A 16,601-nucleotide genomic window follows, 5' to 3' on the forward strand; every position below is an offset into this window, starting at 1 on the left:
GCCAGGGATCGGTCGTGGCCACCCGCATGGTCTCGCTGCAGGCGCGCCAGTTGCTGGCGGCAAGCCTGGGGCTGGTCGCCTTTCTCGGGCTGACCGGCTACGCGCTGGACCGCGCCTTCGTCGAAACCGCCAGCAGCGGCCTGCGCCAGCGGCTGGAGAACATGGCCTGGGCGGTCATGGGCGGCACCGAACTGCTGCGCACCGGCGACATCGTGCCGCCGGAGACGCCGCAGGATCCGCGGCTTTCGCGGCCGGGCAGCGGACTGTACGTCACCATCCTCGCCGACGATTTCCGCTGGGATTCGGAGTCGGCGCTCGGCCGCAACCTGCCGCTGAGCGATGCGCTCGCGCCGGGCGAGCAGCGCTTCGAGGGTCCCATCGCCACGCCCAACGGCAGCCTCTACCGCGCCAGCGTCGGCATGGCGTGGGAGATCAGCGAAACGCGCGAAGCCAAGCTCACCGTGCACGTGGCCGAGGAGGCGGGCGTGCTCGATCGCCAGGTGTCCGTGTTCCGCCGCACGCTGTGGGGCTGGCTCGGCGCCGCCGCGCTGCTGCTGCTCGGACTGCAGATTCTCGTGCTGCGCTGGAGTTTCCGGCCGCTGCGCCGCGTGGTGGCGGACATGGAGCAGGTCACGGCGGGCAACGCGGAACGGCTGGACGGCGCCTATCCGACCGAGCTCACCCTGCTCACCGACAGCCTCAACGAGATGATCGACGTGGGCCGCGAGCAGATCGAACGCACCCGCAACATCCTCGGCGACCTCGCGCACAGCCTCAAGACGCCGCTTGCGGTGATGCGCAGCGAGCTCGAATCCGGCGCGCAGGGCGAGCAGCTGCGCGAGACGCTCGGCGACCAGGTTGGGCGCATGAACGAGATCGTCGCCTACCAGCTCTCGCGCGCGGTGACTTCCGGACGCCAGACCTTCGCCGCGCCGTTGCCGATCGGTCCGTGCGCGGAAGAAATCGTGACCAGTCTGGAGAAGGTCTACGCCGCCAAGAACATCCTGTGCGAGTTCGACATCGACGCCTCGGCACGCTTCTACGGCGAGCAGGGCGATCTGATGGAGCTGATGGGCAACCTGCTGGAAAACGCGTTCAAGTGGGCGCACCACCGCGTGCTGCTGAGCGTGCGCACGATGACCATCGCGCCGAACCGGCGTGCCGGGATCCTGATGACGATCGAGGACGACGGGCCCGGTATCGCGCCCGACCAGGTCGATCGCCTGTTGCAGCGCGGCGTGCGCGGCGACGAGCGCGTGCACGGCCACGGCATCGGGCTTGCGATCGTGCAGGACATCGTCAAGGCTTACCGCGGCGAACTGCAGGTGGAGCGTTCGCGCGAGCTCGGTGGCGCGGCATTCGTGGTGCGGTTCTCGCCGAGCGTGTGACGCGCCCGGCGCGTGTCAGGCGGGCGCTTCGCCGTAGAACAGGGCGAGCTCGCGCGCCACGTCCGGCAGCACCTCGCGCAAGTAGGACGCGTCCGTGAAGTGGTACTCGGTGGTCACCGCGAAGAATTCGTCCGGTGCTTCGGCCGCGTAGGGATCGATGACCGGTTCGCGGCCGGCGTCCACATCCGCGCGCACCGCGTCGTAGGCGTGCTGGAACGCGGCGATCCACGCGCGCCGCCGCGCCGCATCGGGCAGCGGTGGCGTGCCGTCCATGTGGCCGTCGAGCGCGTCGAGCTTGTGTGCGATCTCGTGTGCGACGACGTGGTAGCCGGCGGTGGGTTCGTCGAGGTCGGCCACCACGTCGGCCCACGACAGGATCAGCGGACCGCGATCCCAGGCTTCGCCGACGAGTTCGTCGTCCCACTCCGACAGCACGCCGGTGTCTTCGTCGATGTCGCGTCGGCGTACGCCGAATTCGCCCGGATAGACGATGAGTTCGTGCCAGCCGTCGAGCCAGTCGTAGCCCAGGTGCAGCACCGGCAGGCAGCACGACACCGCCAGCAGGAGCCGACGGTCGTCGTCGAGTTCGAGGTCGGCCGCGGCACTGATGGCCTTGTCGGCGAGGAAGCGTCCGGCGAAGTCGCGCAGGCGGACCTGCTGCTCCTGCGGCAGTTCCCGCGCTCCGGTGACGCGTTGGAGCAGACGATGCCAGGACGCGTCGTCGATCCGGAGCGGGGAAGTGCGCAGGCCGCCGAGGCGGCGCAACCATCGTTTCATACGGCGTAATGTCGCGATGGTGCGGAACGATGGCAAGGGCGCGGGGAGTGTTGTGGGGAGCCGCGCCTTGCCACCACATCCATGTGCAGGGTTGGAACGCGCATACGCGCCAAGGTTCCGCCGCAGGTCGCGCGTGTGACTGTCCGATTCAGCCCGCGTTGTCGAGCGTGCCGCGTACCGGCTTATTTCATCATGCCCGGCAGGAACGAGTGCCAGCGCATGACCGGCTTGGGACGCACGGCAGGCGGGGCCGGGCGCAGCGGCGTGGCCTTGGCCGGCACATCCGCCGCGGCGGCGGGCGGCGCGACGTCGTCGGCGCGGCCGACGGCGGGTGCTGCGGGCTCCGCTTCGGGCGTCGCCGCGTCCGGGCAGCCGCCGCCGCCGTCCTTGCTGGCGAGGCTGGGCGTCACGACCTGCGCGGCCGCGAGCGCGGAAAAGGCGAACAGGAACAGACTCAATGCGACGCGTGTCATGGCATCCCCCGGGGACGTGCCGTCGCGACCGGATCGACACCGCGCACGCACACGCGGAGTCCGGCCACACAGTGCAGTGTAGACGTTTCCACGGTCGCGTGCAGGACGCCCGATCCGGCCGCGGTGTCGTTTCGGCGCAGGCGCAGATCCACGCTGCGCCGCAGCAAGACGCGCCGCACGCCGCATGGGCACACTGCACGGCCATGGTGGCTGTCCCCGATCTCGATCCCGCGCCCGCCGCGCACGCGCCACGCATCCGTGCGCCGGCTTTGCGCCGCGCGCTGCTCGCCGGTGCCGGGCGGGTGCTGGCCTGCCGCGAAACACTCAATCGCATCAATGTGTTCCCGGTGCCCGACGGCGACACCGGCAGCAATCTGGCCTTCACTCTGGGCAGCGTGCTGGGCGGCAGTCTGAGCCGGCGCGCGTCGTCGGTGGGCACGCTGCTGCGGGATGTGGCGGACGATGCCATCGACGGGGCCCGCGGCAACTCCGGCGCCATCCTCGCGCAGTTCCTCCATGGCGCCAGCGAAACGGCAGGCAATGCGCATTCGCTGTCGCCGCGCGACATCGCCGCCGCTGTCTCGGCCGGCGCGGAGCAGGCCCGCGCGGCGCTGTCCGAACCGCGCGAAGGCACGATCCTGAGCGTGATCCGGGCGTTCGCCGAGGCATTGCAGGTCGCCCCGTCCGGCAACCTGTCCGTCTGGTTCGGCCAGGCGCTCGAACAGGCACGCCGCGCACTCGCGCAGACGCCCCGGCAGCTCGCGGTGCTGCGCCAGGCCGGCGTGGTGGATGCGGGCGCGATGGGATTCGTCGAACTGCTCGAAGGCATCCACGCGTTCATCGCCACCGGCGATGCGGGTGCGGCCGGCTGCGCGGCGGATGCCGTGATGCCCGCGCCGTTCGCCGGCGCGCACGGCGTGGAGGCATTCGACCACGCGCATCCGTGGTGCACCGAATGCATCGTCGCCGGCGAGGCGCTCGATCCGGCGGCCCTGCGCGCCGCGTTCGCGGCCATCGACGCGGTGAGCGTGGTGGTGGCCGGCGGGCGCGAGCGCGTGCGCGTGCATGCCCACGTGGCGTCGCCGGCGGCGCTGTTCGAGGTGGCCGGGCGGTTCGGCAGCGTGACCGGGCGCAAGGCGGACGACATGCTGGCGCAGCACCGCAGCGCCTCCAGCGCGCAGGCCGTGGCCGTGCTGACCGACAGCGGCGCCGACCTGCCGGCGGCCGAGTGCGAGCGCCTCGGCATTGCCGTGGTGCCGGTGCGGGTGAATTTCGGCGACGAGGATTTTCTCGACAAGGTCTCGATCAGCACGGCCGAGTTCTACCGTCGGCTGCATGCGGGGCCGGCGTTGCCGAAAACCTCGCAGCCGCCGCCGGGCGACTTCCGCCGCCAGTTCGAATTCCTGCTCAGCCACCACGCGGACGTGGTGTACACCGGCATCTCGCGCGCACTCAGCGGCACCCTGCAGTCCGGCGAACATGCCGCGGCGCGCGCCGGTGCGGCGCGGATCCGCGTGGTGGACAGCGGGCATGCGTCGTGCGGGGTCGGGCTGATCGCGATGGCGGCCGCCGAGGCCGCGCGCGACGGTGCCGATGCCGCCGCCGTGGCCGCGCTGGCCACGCGTCTGCGCGGCGAGACCTATACCTGGGCGGTGGCGCGCGACATCCGTTACGGCGTGCGCGGCGGCCGCGTGCCGCGCTGGGCCGGCCCGATCGTGCTGGCGCTGGGCGTGACGCCGGTGGCGAAGATGCAGCCCGACGGCAGGCTCGCGATCGCCGGCGCGCTGTGGGGAACGCGCAACGTGCCGGCGCGTTTCGCGCGCTATCTCGCCGCACGCCTGCCGCGCGGGCAGCGCTGGCGGGTGATGGTGGGCCACTGCGATGCGGCCGCCGACGGCCAGGCGCTGCTCGACGCGCTGCGCGGCCTGCTCGACTGCGAGGCGGGCTGGCTGGTGGAAGCCGGTCCCGCGATCGGCGCGCACGCCGGCCCGCAGGCGCTGGTGGCGGCGTTCCAGCGACGCGACAGATGATCGCGGCGGCGGTGCCGCTGGCCTGAGCCGCGCGCCTCTGGAACACTGTCGCGATGCCGATGTTCTTCGCCGCCGTGTTGCTCGCCTATCTGATCGGCTCGGTGTCCGGCAGCCTGTGGCTTGGACGGTTCGTCGGCGTCGACATCCGCCAGCGCGGCAGCGGCAACGCGGGCGGGACCAATGCGCTGCGAACGCTCGGATGGAAATTTGCGTTCGGCGTGGTGGTGATCGACATCGGCAAGGGCGCGCTCGCGGCGTGGGCCGGGGTCGCACTGCACGATGCCGACGCCCCGCTCCGGGCGTCGGCGCAGGGCTTCGCCTGCGTGCTGGCGGCCGCGGCCGGCCACGTGTGGCCGCTGTATCACGGCTTTCGCGGCGGCAAGGGCGCGGCGACGCTGGTCGGCGGGCTGTTCGTGCTGTGGCCGGCGGCGACGCCGCTGCTGTTCGCGGCGTGGCTGCTGGTGCTCACCGCCACCGGCTATGTCGGCCTGGCGACGGTCTGTGCGGGCGCGCTGCTGGTGCCGGCGGCGCTGTTCGTCGCCGCGGACGCGCGACCGGCCACGCTGGCGTTCGCCGTGCTCGCGGCCGCGTTCCTGCTCTTCACCCACCGCGGCAACCTCGCGCGGCTGCGCGCCGGCACCGAGCACCGCTTCGAGCGCGCACGGGTGTGGTCGCGTCTGCGGGCGCGGCAGCGATGACGGCGGCGGCGCGCTTCGATGCCGACGCCGTGCGCGCGGCGCTCGCCCCCGCGGTGCGGGCGCGTCTCGGTGTGCTGGACGTGCTCGATCGCGTCGATTCGACCCAGGCCGAACTGCTGCGCCGCGGCCGCGCGCAACAGGACGCCTCCGTGCTGCTGGCCGACGCCCAGACCGCCGGCCGCGGCCGGCGCGGGCGCGCGTGGGTGTCGCCGCCGGACTCCAATCTCTACCTGTCGATGTTCCGCCGCGTGTCCGGCGGCGTGCGCGCGCAGGCCGGCCTGAGCCTGGCGCTCGGCATCGCCGCGGCCGAGGCGGTGCGCGCCCGCGGCCCGACCTCCGGCGACGCCGCGGCGGTGCGGGTGAAGTGGCCCAACGACCTGGTCGCCGACGGCCGCAAGCTCGGCGGCTTGCTGGTCGAAACGACGGGCGAGGGCGACGGCGTCGTGGCCGGCCTCGGGCTCAACCTGCGCATGCCCGACAGCGCGCGGCACGACATCGACCAGGCCTGGATCGACCTCGCCGGCCTCGGCATCGATGTCTCGCGCGCGGCGCTCGCCGCCGCGGTGATCGAAGCCTGGTTCGACGCGTTCGATCAATTCGCACGCGACGGCCTCGCCGCGTTCCGCGCGCGCTGGGAGCGGCTGGACGCGCTGCGCGACGCGCCGGTGCGGATCGTGGGCGCACACGGCGAGCGGCAGGGCATCGCACGCGGCATCGCCGACAGCGGCGCGCTGCAGGTGGAGATCGGCGGCGCGGTCGAGACCGTGTTCAGCGGCGACGTGAGTCTGCGCCGCGCATGACCCTGCTGGTCGACCTCGGCAACACCCGGCTCAAGTGCGCGCTACACGACGGCGGCGTACTGCAGCCGGTGCAGGCCTTCGCGCACATCGACGATGCCGATGCCGCCCTCGCGCAGCTCGATGCCTGGCTCGCGGGCGGGGTCGCGCCGACGGACGCGCTGCTCGCGTCGGTCGCCGCGCCCGCGCTGACGCGGCGCGTGACGCAGACGCTGGCGCGGCACGGACACCGCGTGCGGCAGCCGGCGGTGCAGGCGGCGACCTCCGCGCTGCGCGTGGCCTATGCGCAGCCCGAGCGGCTGGGCGTCGATCGCTGGCTGGCGATGCTCGCGGCGCGCGCGCGCGCGTCCACGCCCGTGCTGCTCGCGAGCGTGGGCTCGGCGCTCACCGTCGACGCGGTGGACGTCGACGGCCTGCATCTTGGCGGCCTCATCGCACCCACGCCAGACGCCATGCGCGAGGCGCTGTTCGCACGCGCCCCGCATTTGCGCGGCGCGCCGGCGCAGGTGCGGCGGTTTGCCGCGAGCACCGAGGATGCGGTGAGCAGCGGCGCGGTCCTTGCCGCCGCCGCGCTGATCGAGCGCAGCTGGCAGGAGCTTGCGCACCGGCTCGAGGTTGCGGCGCCGCGCCTGCTGCTGTCCGGCGGCGGCAGCGAACCGCTGCGCCGCTGGCTGCCGCCGCACGAGCACGTGCCCGATCTCGTGTTGCACGGCCTGCTTGCCTGGGCGGCCGACGCGTGCGGGGAATGAGCCTTCGCGCGGACACGACCGCGGGATGAACGTCAGGCCGACCGGGCGCGGGCATCGGCCCGCACCGCTCTCCTCTAGAATGCACGCACGTCCTCCGCTCCGGTTCCGATGTTCGCTCGCGCCCTGTTCGTCCTGCTGCTGCTGATGAACCTCGGCGTCGCCGCGTGGTGGATGCTGCGCACGCCGCCGGCGGCGCCGTCGCTGCCGGCAAGCGAGCCGGGCATCCCGCCGCTGCGCCTGCTCAGCGAGATCGAGCGCGCCGATCCGGACACGCCGGTGCCGGAGCTCGCCGCGCCGCGGACCACCGAGGCCGATCTTGCCGACCTGCGCTGCCTGCAGATCGGCCCGTTCCTGACCCAGGCCGACCTGCGCCGCGCCGTGAACGCGCTCACGCCCAACGCCGAACGCATCCAGTTCCGCGAAACCCGCGTCCTCGCCAACCGCGGTTTCTGGGTGTTCCTGCCGGCGCAGCCCAGCCGCGAGGCGGCGCTGGCGGCAGCACGCGAACTCTCGGCCAAGGGCCTGCGCGACTACTACGTCGTCACCGCCGGCGAACGCGAGAACACGATTTCTCTCGGCCTGTTCCGGGACCTTGCCAACGCCGAACAACGCCGCGACCAGGTGCGCGCCGCGGGCCTGGAACCGGAGTTGCAACCGCGCACGGACGAAATCCCGAACTACTGGATCGACCTTGCCGTGCAGCCGGACGTCGACTGGCGCGTACGCCTGGGCGGCTACGTCGGCGTCGGCACCCAGGACGTGGCCTGCGAGTGAGCGGGCGCATCCGACCGTGCCCGATCGGGTAGAATCCGCGCCGCGCCGGCATAGCTCAGTTGGTAGAGCAACCGCCTTGTAAGCGGTAGGTCCCCAGTTCGAATCCGGGTGTCGGCACCATTCCTTAGTTCTGCGCGCAGGCCTCGGCGCGGTCGAGGGCCGTGCACGCCACGTGCTGCGATGCATTGCGCAGGCGCATGCCAGGGGCGACGGAGTTGTCGCGCTGCGCGGCATGACGGAGACATCGCGGCGCGGGCGATCAAGACTTCCGATCTGTTTCCTGCAGGCTGCAGTGCATCAGGCCTGGCGCACAGTTGCGCACAAACCGCTTGATCTTTTCGCTGACGAAGGTCGATACGAACAGGCCGGCACGAAGCCTTTCGAACAGCGTTTCGGACACCGGGTCGTGCGAGCGGATTTCGCCGCAGTCCAGCTTCGCACGAAGTGTTTCGGCCTTGAAAACGGTGGCCAGACGATAGATCGCGTAGCTGGGATGTCGAATGAATCGGTGGCACCCCTCATCCGCGATGCAGGCATCGTCATGCGGAATGTTGGGATGGACACTCGTGAAGTTGATACAAAGCACGGCGTCCCACCCATGCTCGGGGGAAAACACCGGGTCGTTCATGATCACCGTGAGGTGCTCTGTTTCCGTCGACAGGACCATGACGGTGTCGCCGCGGCGGCACGGCACTACTGCAGTTCGCGCAACTTCGCGCTCAGCGCCGAATGCTCCAGCAGATTGGCGCTTCTGGCCGCAGCGTCGTCCTGTGTCATGCCGAGGGCGCGGAACTGCTGATGAGGCTGGATCCGTCGGCTACTGCCGTTGGGGTCTTCCCACTCGGCAATATGTTTGTGGGTGTATTCGACCAGATCCCATTTCGACATGTGTCCGAAGCGTTCCCAGATCTGGTCCAGTACACCAAGATGCGCATCGGGCAATTCATCGAAATCCTGCCGCGAGCAAGCGTCCCGCACCAGGCGCAGGCTATGTTGGGGTGCCCAGTCCACCCAGGCCGTCCACGCGTCGGACTGACGTTCGTCGCGCATCAGCCGGAGCGTGTTCGAGAGTACCGGTCCAAACGGCATCGAATAGTGTGCGTCGTCGGAAATCGGGTGCGCGAATCGCAGCAATGCCTCGCGGTCGGCCAGGTACATCAACTTCATCAGCTTCAGGTACGGCATCGTGCCGTGACTTTTCGACAGCAGATACGCAGCAATTTGCGCAGCTTTTTCGTCGCTGAACATGACGATGTTCCTTTGTTTTCCTTGCCCCGGCCAGACCCGAATGCAACGCGCGAAGATTGTATGCGAACGCTTGTAACGATTTGTTAACACTTCAGGCTGTGTCGATCGCTTTTCGCTTTTTCGGTCAACCGACGCGTGCCTGCGATGGACTGGTCCGGCGATTCATCACATGTCCCGCACCGGCGCTTCGCTCCGCGCGAGCGTACCCTCCACGGAATGCGTTCGCGCAGTGTCCCGCTCCATCGCCTGCTCGCGCCGCGCCTGCGCACGCGCAAGGCCCGCGCCGACGCCGCCCCACACCAGCGCCAGCGCCGCGCCGATCAGCGCGGCCAGCGCCGGCTGGCTGGCGACCATGTCCACCAGTGCCTTGGCCCAGCCGCTCACCGCGTCGGCGCCGCGGTAGACCACGGTGTCGATGAAGTTCTTGCCCTTGTACTTGGCCTCCAGCGGCACGACGGTGTAGAGCATTTCGCGCCCGGGCCGGACCAGCGCGTATTCGCCCGCGCGGCGCGCCACCATCACCACGACGAACACGGCGAACAGCGGCGCGAACGCAAGCCACACGAAACCGGCGGCGACCACGACCGGCACCGCCACCAGCAGCACGCCCACGCCGAGCCGCTGCGCGATGCGCCCGGTGAGGAAGAACTGCGTGATCAGTGCCAGCGCCTGCACCACCGCGTCGATGATGCCGAACACCTGAGTCTGGCGCGTGGGATCGGGGAAGGTCGCTTCCACCAGTTTCGCCTGCTCGAAGTACAGGAAGGTCGTCACGCTCGCGAGCAGCAGCACGAATGCCGCGATGCCGAGCAGGAATGGCGAACGCAGTACCGTGGTGGCGCCGGCAAACGGGTTGCCGCCGATCGGGCGCGCGCGCGACTGTGCCGAGCGCTCGGCATCGACGTCGGGCAGCGCATCGCGCCAGCGCTGCAGCGCCAGCGCGGCCGCGATCGAGCCCACCAGCAGCGCGGCCGCGGCCAGCATCAGCCCGGCGTGGCCGATCGGCCCCACCAGCAGCGCACCGAGGATCGGTCCGACGAGGCCGCCGAAGCTCAGTCCGCCGGCCATCATCGCGAACAGGCGCTTGGCCTGGCCCAGCACCATGAGGTCGGCCAGTACGCTCCACGCCACCGAGATCGCGAGCATGTTGAACACCGAGATCCAGATGTAGAACGCGCGCGCGGTCCACGCGTTCTGCGGATCGGCCTGGAACCCGAGCGCGAACGCGACGAGGTTGAGCGCGAAGAATCCGAACGTCCACGGCAGGATGTGGCGCCGGCGCGCGCGCCCGGCCACCCAGCCGAACAGCGGCAGCGCCACGAGCGTGGCGACGAAAGTGCCGGTGAACAGCCACTGCAGGTTGTCGACGCCGCCGGCGATGCCCATCGTCTCGCGCACCGGACGCAGCATCGCGTAGCCGCAGAACAGCAGGAAGAACATCGCGAGCCCGGCGAGCACCGCGGGCGCCTCGCGTTCGCGCACGTTGAACAGTCGCATCGTGAGCTGGCGCAGCGAACGGGACATCGGGCATTCCTTCCGGGTGGTGACGCAGCCTGCGGCGTCCGACGCCGCCGCGGCGTGTGCCGAAGGTGTCGCTCACGGCTGTCGGTGGCGAGCGGCGCATCGATGGCGATGTCTACAGCAGCCGCGCAGTCGCGCGGCGGACGACGCGACCAGTGGAGGCGCGGTCGCGACAACCCGAGCCGTGTGCCGGTCCATGGTCTGCGCACGAACCTGCCGATCGCGTGCGGTTGTGTTCCCAAGCCCCTCTCGCGCCTGGTAAAAATTCCGTAAACTCAGCACGCGGATGCCGGGCGTCGGCCCGGCAAGCGGTCTCGCATGCACCGCGAGGCTTCGCTAAGCTGCCGTACAGGGGCGGTGCGACGGGAGGGCTATGGAAAGTCTGGAACAGTTGCACCTGTCCTACCGCCGCTCGCTGGAGGACAAGCGCCGCCAGCTGCGCGTCTCGTGGGACGTTCTGTGCGGCGAGGACGTGAGCGACATGCAGGTGCGCGACATGCACCGCCGCCTGCACCAGCTCTGCGGTTCGGCCGGAGCCTACGGCTTCCAGGAAATCTGCGATATCGCCCGCGCGATGGAACGGCGCTGGGTGCAGTGGCTGGCGCAGGCGCCGTCCGACCGCCTGCCCACGTATCTGCTGTGCGCGGAGCTCGCCGGCAGCATGATGCGTCTGCTCGACCTGCTGCAGGACGCCGCGCGCGAGACCTGAGCGCGTGCCCCGGTTGGACCGGTGCGCGACCGAGCCGATATCCTGACCGGCCAGTGCCTGCCGTCGTGCGCGCCCCATCGGCCGCCGCGCCGGCTGCATCCGCCACCAGGAGCACCGCATGATCCGTTTTCCACCCGTCAGTCTCATCGGCGTGCCCACCGACGTCGGCGCCGGTCACCGCGGTGCCTCGATGGGCCCCGAAGCGCTGCGCGTCGCCGGACTGGGCGAGGCGCTGCAGGCGCGCGGCCTGCAGGTCGTGGACCGCGGCAACCTCAGCGGTCCGTTCAATCCGTGGCAGCCGCCGGCCGACGGCTACCGCCACCTGCAGCAGGTGGTCGCGTGGAACACGGCGCTGATGCACGCCACGGCCGCCGAGCTCGCCGCCGGCCACCTGCCCATCACGCTCGGCGGCGACCATTGCCTGGCCGTCGGCTCGATCGTGGCGGTGGCGCAGCATTGCCGCCGTGCCGGGCGGAAGCTGCGCGTGCTGTGGCTCGACGCGCACGCCGATTTCAACACTTCGCAGATCACTCCCAGCGGCAACGTGCACGGCATGCCGGTCGCCTGCCTGTGCGGCATCGGACCGCGCGAGCTCACGCATCTGGGGGGCGACTCGCCGGCGCTGAAACCCGATGAAATCCGCCAGATCGGCATTCGTTCCGTGGACGAAGGCGAGCGCCGCCTCGTGCACGAATTCGGCCTCGATATCTACGACATGCGCTACATCGACGAGATCGGCATGAAGCGCGTGATGGAAGAGGCGCTCGACGGGGTCGACGCCGACACGCACCTGCATGTGAGCTTCGACGTCGACTTCCTCGATCCCGGCATTGCGCCGGGCGTGGGCACCACCATCCCCGGCGGCCCCACCTACCGCGAGGCGCAGCTGGTGATGGAAATGATCGCCGACACCGGCCGCATGGCCTCGCTCGACATCGTCGAACTCAACCCCGCGTTCGACAGCCAGAACCGCACCGCGCTGCTGGCGGTGGACCTGGTCGAAAGCCTGTTCGGCAAGTCGACGCTGATGCGCGGCTGAACCCCTCTGCGGCCGCGCTGCGGTGCGCTAGACTCCGCTCCGCGTTTCCACCCGCAACGAGGGCAATACCATGAAGCGTAACGTGACCATCCTGCTGCTGGCCCTCGCGGCCGCGCTCGTGCTTGGCGGCTGCAACACGGTCGAGGGTGCCGGCAAGGACATCAAGGGCGCCGGCGAGAAGATCGAGGACGCGGCGAAGTAACGCGTCCGGATCGCCGGCCGGTCGCGCTGCACGCGGCCGGCCGGCACGCCGCGACGGCGTGCACTCCGGCGCCCAGCACGACGTTCCGCGCGGCCGACGGCGGCGTCACGAAGGTAGTTCGGCCCTTCCCGGCGGCCGCGCGCGCCACTTCATCCAGGCCAGTGTGGCGAAATACAGTGCGCCGAAGGCCACCACGCGGTGCGGCTCGTCCACCCACACGCCGCTTCCGGTCAGTCCGAACGCCGGCTGCAGCGACTGCGACATGCCAAGGCGAGGCAGCGGCAGCATCACGGTGAGAAACACGCCGCCCACGTAACACGCCGCCGACGCGGCCCATTCGGCCTGCATGCGCCGCGCTTCGCCTGCAGCGTGCCCGTGCCGCGCGAAGACTCCGGCAAACTTGCCCAGGATCAGCCAGCCGAACACGGCGACCGGCCACAGTGCATCGAAGGCCAGCGCGAACGCCGCGATGAAGATCCCGTAGAACGCGGTGAAGCCGGCCAATACGGTCAGCCGCGTCGCACGCGGCCGCTGGCGATCGAATGCAACACCTCCCAGCATGCCGCTGGCGTGCATCAGCACGAATTCGACCAGCATCGTCAGCAACGCGTTGCGCACCGCGCGTTCGCCGAGCGCCAGCGGTGCGATCCAGACCACGAGGAACGTCGCCGACACCACGGCGTCGGGCAGCGCGGCGAAAAGGCGCGCCGCCGGTGATGCAGGCGGCGCGGCGGCGGACTCGGAAACTGGCGGCATGATCCGGGACTGGTTGCGCGCGAGGTGCGCAGCGTAAGTCATTACGTCGGATGGACGCGGGACCGGACACGGTGCACGCCGGCGACGCCGAGCATGGGACGGAGCCGTGCGTCGGATCAGGCAACGCCTGCCGGGGGCCCGACCAGTCCATGGTTCAGATCGCATCGATCGATCCCGTGAACGAACACATTGGCTACAGTGCCGACACTCCCGCACCCGACGCGCGCCGTCGTCCCGGCATGTCCCTGCGCAACAAGCTCCTGCTGCTGGCCCTCTCGACCCTGGTGCTGCCGATCGCCGGCTGGTTGCTCGTGCGCCAGCTCGAAGCCTTGCTGCGCGAGGGCCAGGCGCAGGCGCAGCTGGCATCGGCGGAGGCGCTGGCGCGTGCCGTCGCGGCACGGGCCGATGCGCTGCCGCCGGCGGGGCCGGGCTGGTTCGTGCATGCGGCCACGCAGCCGTTCGCGCTCGATGGATACGACGAGGAGTGGCAGCTGCAGGGCATCGCGCCGCAGACGGTCGCACCGGGCCTGCGTGTGGCGCTGGCGCAGTCGAACGGTGCGCTGCACCTGTTCATCGCCGTCGACGACAGCAGCCGCGTGCGCGCCGACGCGCACTGGAGCCAGGCCGCGCGTGCGGACCAGGTGCAGCTCGTGCTCGACTTCGGCGGGTCCACCCAGCGGCTGCGCCTGGCGAGCGCGGCGCCGGGGCCGCTGATCGTCGTCGACGTCGACGGCGGGACCGCGCCGCGCCTGCTCGGCGAGTGGCAGGAGGACAGCGCGGGTTACCGCATCGAGCTGCGCTTCCCGCAGGCCATGCGACCGCGCCGCATGGGCCTTGCGATGCTCGATTTTTCTGACCCCGCCGCCGCGCCGCGCCGCGTCGGCAGCGGCAGCGCGGACGGCATCGATCCGTGGCCACTGATCGAACCGTCCTCCGCGCTGCACACCACGCTCGCGCAGTTGTTGCCCGACGGCATGCGCGCCCGCCTGCTGCACACCGAAGGCTGGGTGCTCGCGCGCGCCGGTGCGTTCGCCGCGCTGCCGCCGCAGCAGCAGCCGGTGTTCTGGCGGCGCTGGCTGTATCGCCTGCTGGCCGGCCGCACCGCGCCTGCGCCGCAGGACGAATTTGCCGCCGCACGTCTGGATTCGGGCGAAATCTGGCAGGCGCTCGGCGACAAGCCCGCCTCGGCGTGGCGCAGCCTCGACGACGGGCGTCGCCTGCTGCTCGTCACGGCCGCGCCGGTGCGGGTGGCCGGGCAGGTGCGCGGCGCGCTGCTGCTGGAGCGGCCGAGCGACGCGCTGCTGCTGACCAACCAGGCGCTGTCGGGACTGATGCTGGCCACGGTGCTGGCGATGCTGGTGGTCGGCGTGGTGCTGTTTGCGTTTGCCGGTCGGCTGAGCTCGCGGATCCGGCATCTGAGCGTCGCGGCCGAGCGCGCCTCCACGCGCGAAGGCCGCACCGCGGCCGATCCGTTTCCGCGCTCGGCCAGCAACGACGAACTCGGCGACCTGTCGCGCAGCTTCGGCAAGCTGCTCGACGAGGTCAACGCCTACACCGACTACCTGCGCAGCCTCGCCGGCAAACTCTCGCACGAACTGCACACACCGCTGGCCGTGGTGCGTTCGTCGCTCGAGAATCTCGAATCCGAAGCGCTGTCGGCCAACGCCACGACGTACGTCGCCCGCGCGCGCGACGGCGTCGACCGGCTCGGCGCGATCGTGCGCGCGATGAGCGAAGCCAGCCGCATGGAGCGCGCGATCGCGTCGGCCGACGCCGAGGACTTCGACCTGCGCGCCCTGCTCGAGGGCTGCGCCGACGGCTACCGTCCGCTGCTCGGCACGCGCGAGCTCAAGCTGCTGTTGCCGGCCGCGCCGCTGCCGTTCCACGGCGCGCCGGAGCTGATCGCACAGGCGCTCGACAAACTCGTCGACAACGCGCGCAGCTTCTGCCCGGCGGACGGCTGGATCCTGCTGGCGCTGGCGCCGTCGCCCGACGGTGCCGTGCTGGCCGTCGCCAACGCCGGGCCAGCGCTGCCCGACGCGATGCAGGAGCGCCTGTTCAATTCGCTGGTCAGCGTGCGCGGCGCCTCGCAGCGCGGCGACGGCACGCCGCATCTGGGCCTCGGGCTGTCGATCGTGCGCCTGGTGGCCGAACTGCACCGTGGCGGTGCGCGCGCGCGCAACCTGCCGCAGGGCGGCGGCGTGGAATTCCGCCTGACCTTGCGCGGCATGCCGCGCGCGCGCTGAGCGCCTGCCAGCGCTTCCGTCCCCCTGGCCGCGCGTTGCGGCCGCGGTCGTTGCACTGCGTCGGTCACCCCGGCGGCGCCGCGCGCGCATACACTCGCGCGATGACTACCTCGCTGCGCCTCATCCTCAACGGCAAATCGGCGGGCGACGAGGCCGTGCGTGCCGCCGTCCTCGCCGAGCGCCAGCGCGGCACCGCCATCGACGTGCGGGTCACGTGGGAACACGGCGACGCCGCGCGCTACGTGGCCGAAGCCATCGACGACGGCATCGGCACGCTGGTCGCCGCCGGCGGCGACGGCACCGTCAACGAAGTCTGCACCGCCCTCGCGGCGACCGAGCGCGGCGCCGACGCGCTGCCGGCGGTCGGCTTGCTGCCGCTCGGCACGGCCAACGATTTCGCCACCGCCTGCGGCATTCCCGACGAACCCGATGCCGCGCTCGCGCTGCTGCGCGCGGCGCCGGCCGTGCCGGTGGATCTGCTGCGCGTGACGATCGACGGCGGACCGCCGCGCTGGTGCGTCAACGTGGCGACCGGCGGATTCGGTGCCGAAGTCACGGCCGAAACCGATCCCGCGCTGAAAAAGGCGCTCGGCGGTGCCGCCTACTTCATCACCGGGCTGACCCGCTTCGCCAGCATGCGTGCCGCCGCCGGCCGGTTCCGCGGACCGGACTTCCGCTGGGAAGGCGAATTCCTCGTGCTGGCCATCGCCAACGGCCGGCAGGCGGGCGGCGGGCACGTGCTCGCGCCGGACGCCAACATCGACAACGGCCTGTTCGATCTCACCATCGTGCCGCCACCGGGCGAAGGCGGACTCGGCGCCGTGCTCGGCGCGCTCCTCACCCAGGGGCGCGAGCAGATGATCGAGAACGCGGTGCGCGCGCGCTTGCCTTGGCTGGAACTCGAAGCCGACGCGGGTCTCGCGCTGAACCTGGACGGCGAGCCGAACGAGGTTTCCCACCTGCGCGTGGACATCGCGCCGGCGCGCGTGCGGATGCATCTGCCGCCGACGTGCCCGCTGCTGCGTGGTGCCGCGAACGACTGACGACGACGCGTTCGCCCCGCCGCGCTCGTGTGCCTTCCGTTTCCATGCGGGAGACAGGGTGAGGCGGCTACCGCCGGCCGAACGCAGCGCGGATGAGGGAGCCACCTGTCAGGGTCAGACGTCATTCCGGGCAGGCGATTCGGCACGCTTC

The 16,601-nt window shown here is 71.1% G+C and carries 17 protein-coding genes and 1 tRNA gene; 12 read left to right on the forward strand and 6 right to left on the reverse strand.

The window, feature by feature from the left end; all coding sequences use genetic code 11:
* The first annotated feature begins 26 nt into the window (after positions 1-26).
* The gene (locus tag HNQ52_RS16180; protein WP_183962303.1) at positions 27-1,388 is read left to right on the forward strand and encodes an ATP-binding protein; all 1,362 of its coding nucleotides are present in this window, start codon (positions 27-29) and stop codon (positions 1,386-1,388) included.
* Between the two features lie 15 nt (positions 1,389-1,403).
* Here the strand turns inward: HNQ52_RS16180 and HNQ52_RS16185 are convergent, their stop codons facing one another.
* Positions 1,404-2,165 (reverse strand): M90 family metallopeptidase, encoded by a 762-nt coding sequence (locus tag HNQ52_RS16185; RefSeq protein ID WP_183962239.1) that lies wholly within the window; start codon positions 2,163-2,165, stop codon positions 1,404-1,406.
* A 182-nt stretch (positions 2,166-2,347) separates the two neighbouring features.
* Positions 2,348-2,638 (reverse strand): hypothetical protein, encoded by a 291-nt coding sequence (locus tag HNQ52_RS16190; RefSeq protein ID WP_183962241.1) that lies wholly within the window; start codon positions 2,636-2,638, stop codon positions 2,348-2,350.
* Between the two features lie 203 nt (positions 2,639-2,841).
* On the opposite strand from HNQ52_RS16190, the gene HNQ52_RS16195 reads away from it, so the two are divergent.
* The 6 genes from HNQ52_RS16195 (at position 2,842) to HNQ52_RS16220 (ending at position 7,806) form a co-directional block, all read left to right on the forward strand.
* The gene (locus HNQ52_RS16195) at positions 2,842-4,668 is read left to right on the forward strand and encodes a DegV family protein (RefSeq protein ID WP_183962243.1); all 1,827 of its coding nucleotides are present in this window, start codon (positions 2,842-2,844) and stop codon (positions 4,666-4,668) included.
* 53 nt (positions 4,669-4,721) lie between these two features.
* Positions 4,722-5,366 (forward strand): glycerol-3-phosphate 1-O-acyltransferase PlsY, encoded by a 645-nt coding sequence (plsY, locus tag HNQ52_RS16200; protein ID WP_183962245.1) that lies wholly within the window; start codon positions 4,722-4,724, stop codon positions 5,364-5,366.
* On the forward strand, positions 5,363-6,166 hold the full coding sequence (locus HNQ52_RS16205) for a biotin--[acetyl-CoA-carboxylase] ligase (protein WP_183962247.1): 804 nt from the start codon (positions 5,363-5,365) through the stop codon (positions 6,164-6,166). Before plsY ends, HNQ52_RS16205 begins: the two co-directional genes overlap by 4 nt.
* Positions 6,163-6,912 carry a type III pantothenate kinase gene (locus HNQ52_RS16210; RefSeq protein WP_183962249.1) on the forward strand — a complete coding sequence of 250 codons (750 nt, stop codon included), beginning with the start codon at positions 6,163-6,165 and terminating at the stop codon, positions 6,910-6,912. The genes HNQ52_RS16205 and HNQ52_RS16210 overlap by 4 nt, the downstream gene beginning before the upstream one ends.
* Before the next feature lie 108 nt (positions 6,913-7,020).
* The gene (locus tag HNQ52_RS16215) at positions 7,021-7,686 is read left to right on the forward strand and encodes an SPOR domain-containing protein (RefSeq protein WP_183962251.1); all 666 of its coding nucleotides are present in this window, start codon (positions 7,021-7,023) and stop codon (positions 7,684-7,686) included.
* A gap of 44 nt (positions 7,687-7,730) precedes the next feature.
* A tRNA-Thr gene (locus tag HNQ52_RS16220) sits at positions 7,731-7,806 on the forward strand.
* 139 nt (positions 7,807-7,945) lie between these two features.
* Here HNQ52_RS16220 and HNQ52_RS16225 read toward each other — a convergent pair.
* The 3 genes from HNQ52_RS16225 to HNQ52_RS16235 all read right to left on the reverse strand — a co-directional run bounded on the left by HNQ52_RS16225 (position 7,946) and on the right by HNQ52_RS16235 (position 10,458).
* Complete coding sequence (locus tag HNQ52_RS16225) at positions 7,946-8,353, reverse strand: hypothetical protein (protein WP_183962253.1); 408 nt, start codon at positions 8,351-8,353, stop codon at positions 7,946-7,948.
* A gap of 26 nt (positions 8,354-8,379) precedes the next feature.
* A complete protein-coding gene (locus HNQ52_RS16230) occupies positions 8,380-8,934 on the reverse strand; it encodes a Panacea domain-containing protein (protein WP_183962255.1) in 555 nt (184 codons plus the stop codon).
* A gap of 165 nt (positions 8,935-9,099) precedes the next feature.
* A complete protein-coding gene (locus tag HNQ52_RS16235) occupies positions 9,100-10,458 on the reverse strand; it encodes an NTP/NDP exchange transporter (RefSeq protein WP_183962257.1) in 1,359 nt (452 codons plus the stop codon).
* A gap of 370 nt (positions 10,459-10,828) precedes the next feature.
* On the opposite strand from HNQ52_RS16235, the gene HNQ52_RS16240 reads away from it, so the two are divergent.
* The 3 genes from HNQ52_RS16240 (at position 10,829) to HNQ52_RS16250 (ending at position 12,405) form a co-directional block, all read left to right on the forward strand.
* Positions 10,829-11,164, forward strand: a complete 336-nt coding sequence (locus HNQ52_RS16240; RefSeq protein WP_183962259.1) for an Hpt domain-containing protein — start codon at positions 10,829-10,831, stop codon at positions 11,162-11,164.
* Positions 11,165-11,282: 118 nt separating this feature from the next.
* Complete coding sequence (gene rocF, locus HNQ52_RS16245) at positions 11,283-12,203, forward strand: arginase (RefSeq protein WP_183962261.1); 921 nt, start codon at positions 11,283-11,285, stop codon at positions 12,201-12,203.
* 70 nt (positions 12,204-12,273) lie between these two features.
* On the forward strand, positions 12,274-12,405 hold the full coding sequence (locus HNQ52_RS16250) for an entericidin A/B family lipoprotein (RefSeq protein WP_183962263.1): 132 nt from the start codon (positions 12,274-12,276) through the stop codon (positions 12,403-12,405).
* A gap of 105 nt (positions 12,406-12,510) precedes the next feature.
* Here HNQ52_RS16250 and HNQ52_RS16255 read toward each other — a convergent pair whose 3' ends face one another.
* Complete coding sequence (locus tag HNQ52_RS16255; protein WP_183962265.1) at positions 12,511-13,161, reverse strand: hypothetical protein; 651 nt, start codon at positions 13,159-13,161, stop codon at positions 12,511-12,513.
* 176 nt (positions 13,162-13,337) lie between these two features.
* Between HNQ52_RS16255 and HNQ52_RS16260 the strand changes: the two genes are divergently transcribed.
* Together HNQ52_RS16260 and yegS are read left to right on the forward strand one after the other, a co-directional pair.
* A complete protein-coding gene (locus HNQ52_RS16260) occupies positions 13,338-15,407 on the forward strand; it encodes an ATP-binding protein (RefSeq protein ID WP_343059403.1) in 2,070 nt (689 codons plus the stop codon).
* A gap of 101 nt (positions 15,408-15,508) precedes the next feature.
* Positions 15,509-16,450: a lipid kinase YegS gene (gene yegS / locus HNQ52_RS16265; RefSeq protein WP_183962267.1), complete on the forward strand. Its 942-nt coding sequence runs from the start codon at positions 15,509-15,511 to the stop codon at positions 16,448-16,450.
* The last annotated feature ends 151 nt before the right edge of the window (positions 16,451-16,601 follow it).

Origin of the sequence: Chiayiivirga flava, from assembly GCF_014202825.1 — a bacterium.
GTDB classification, from domain to species: Bacteria; Pseudomonadota; Gammaproteobacteria; order Xanthomonadales; family Xanthomonadaceae; genus Chiayiivirga; species Chiayiivirga flava.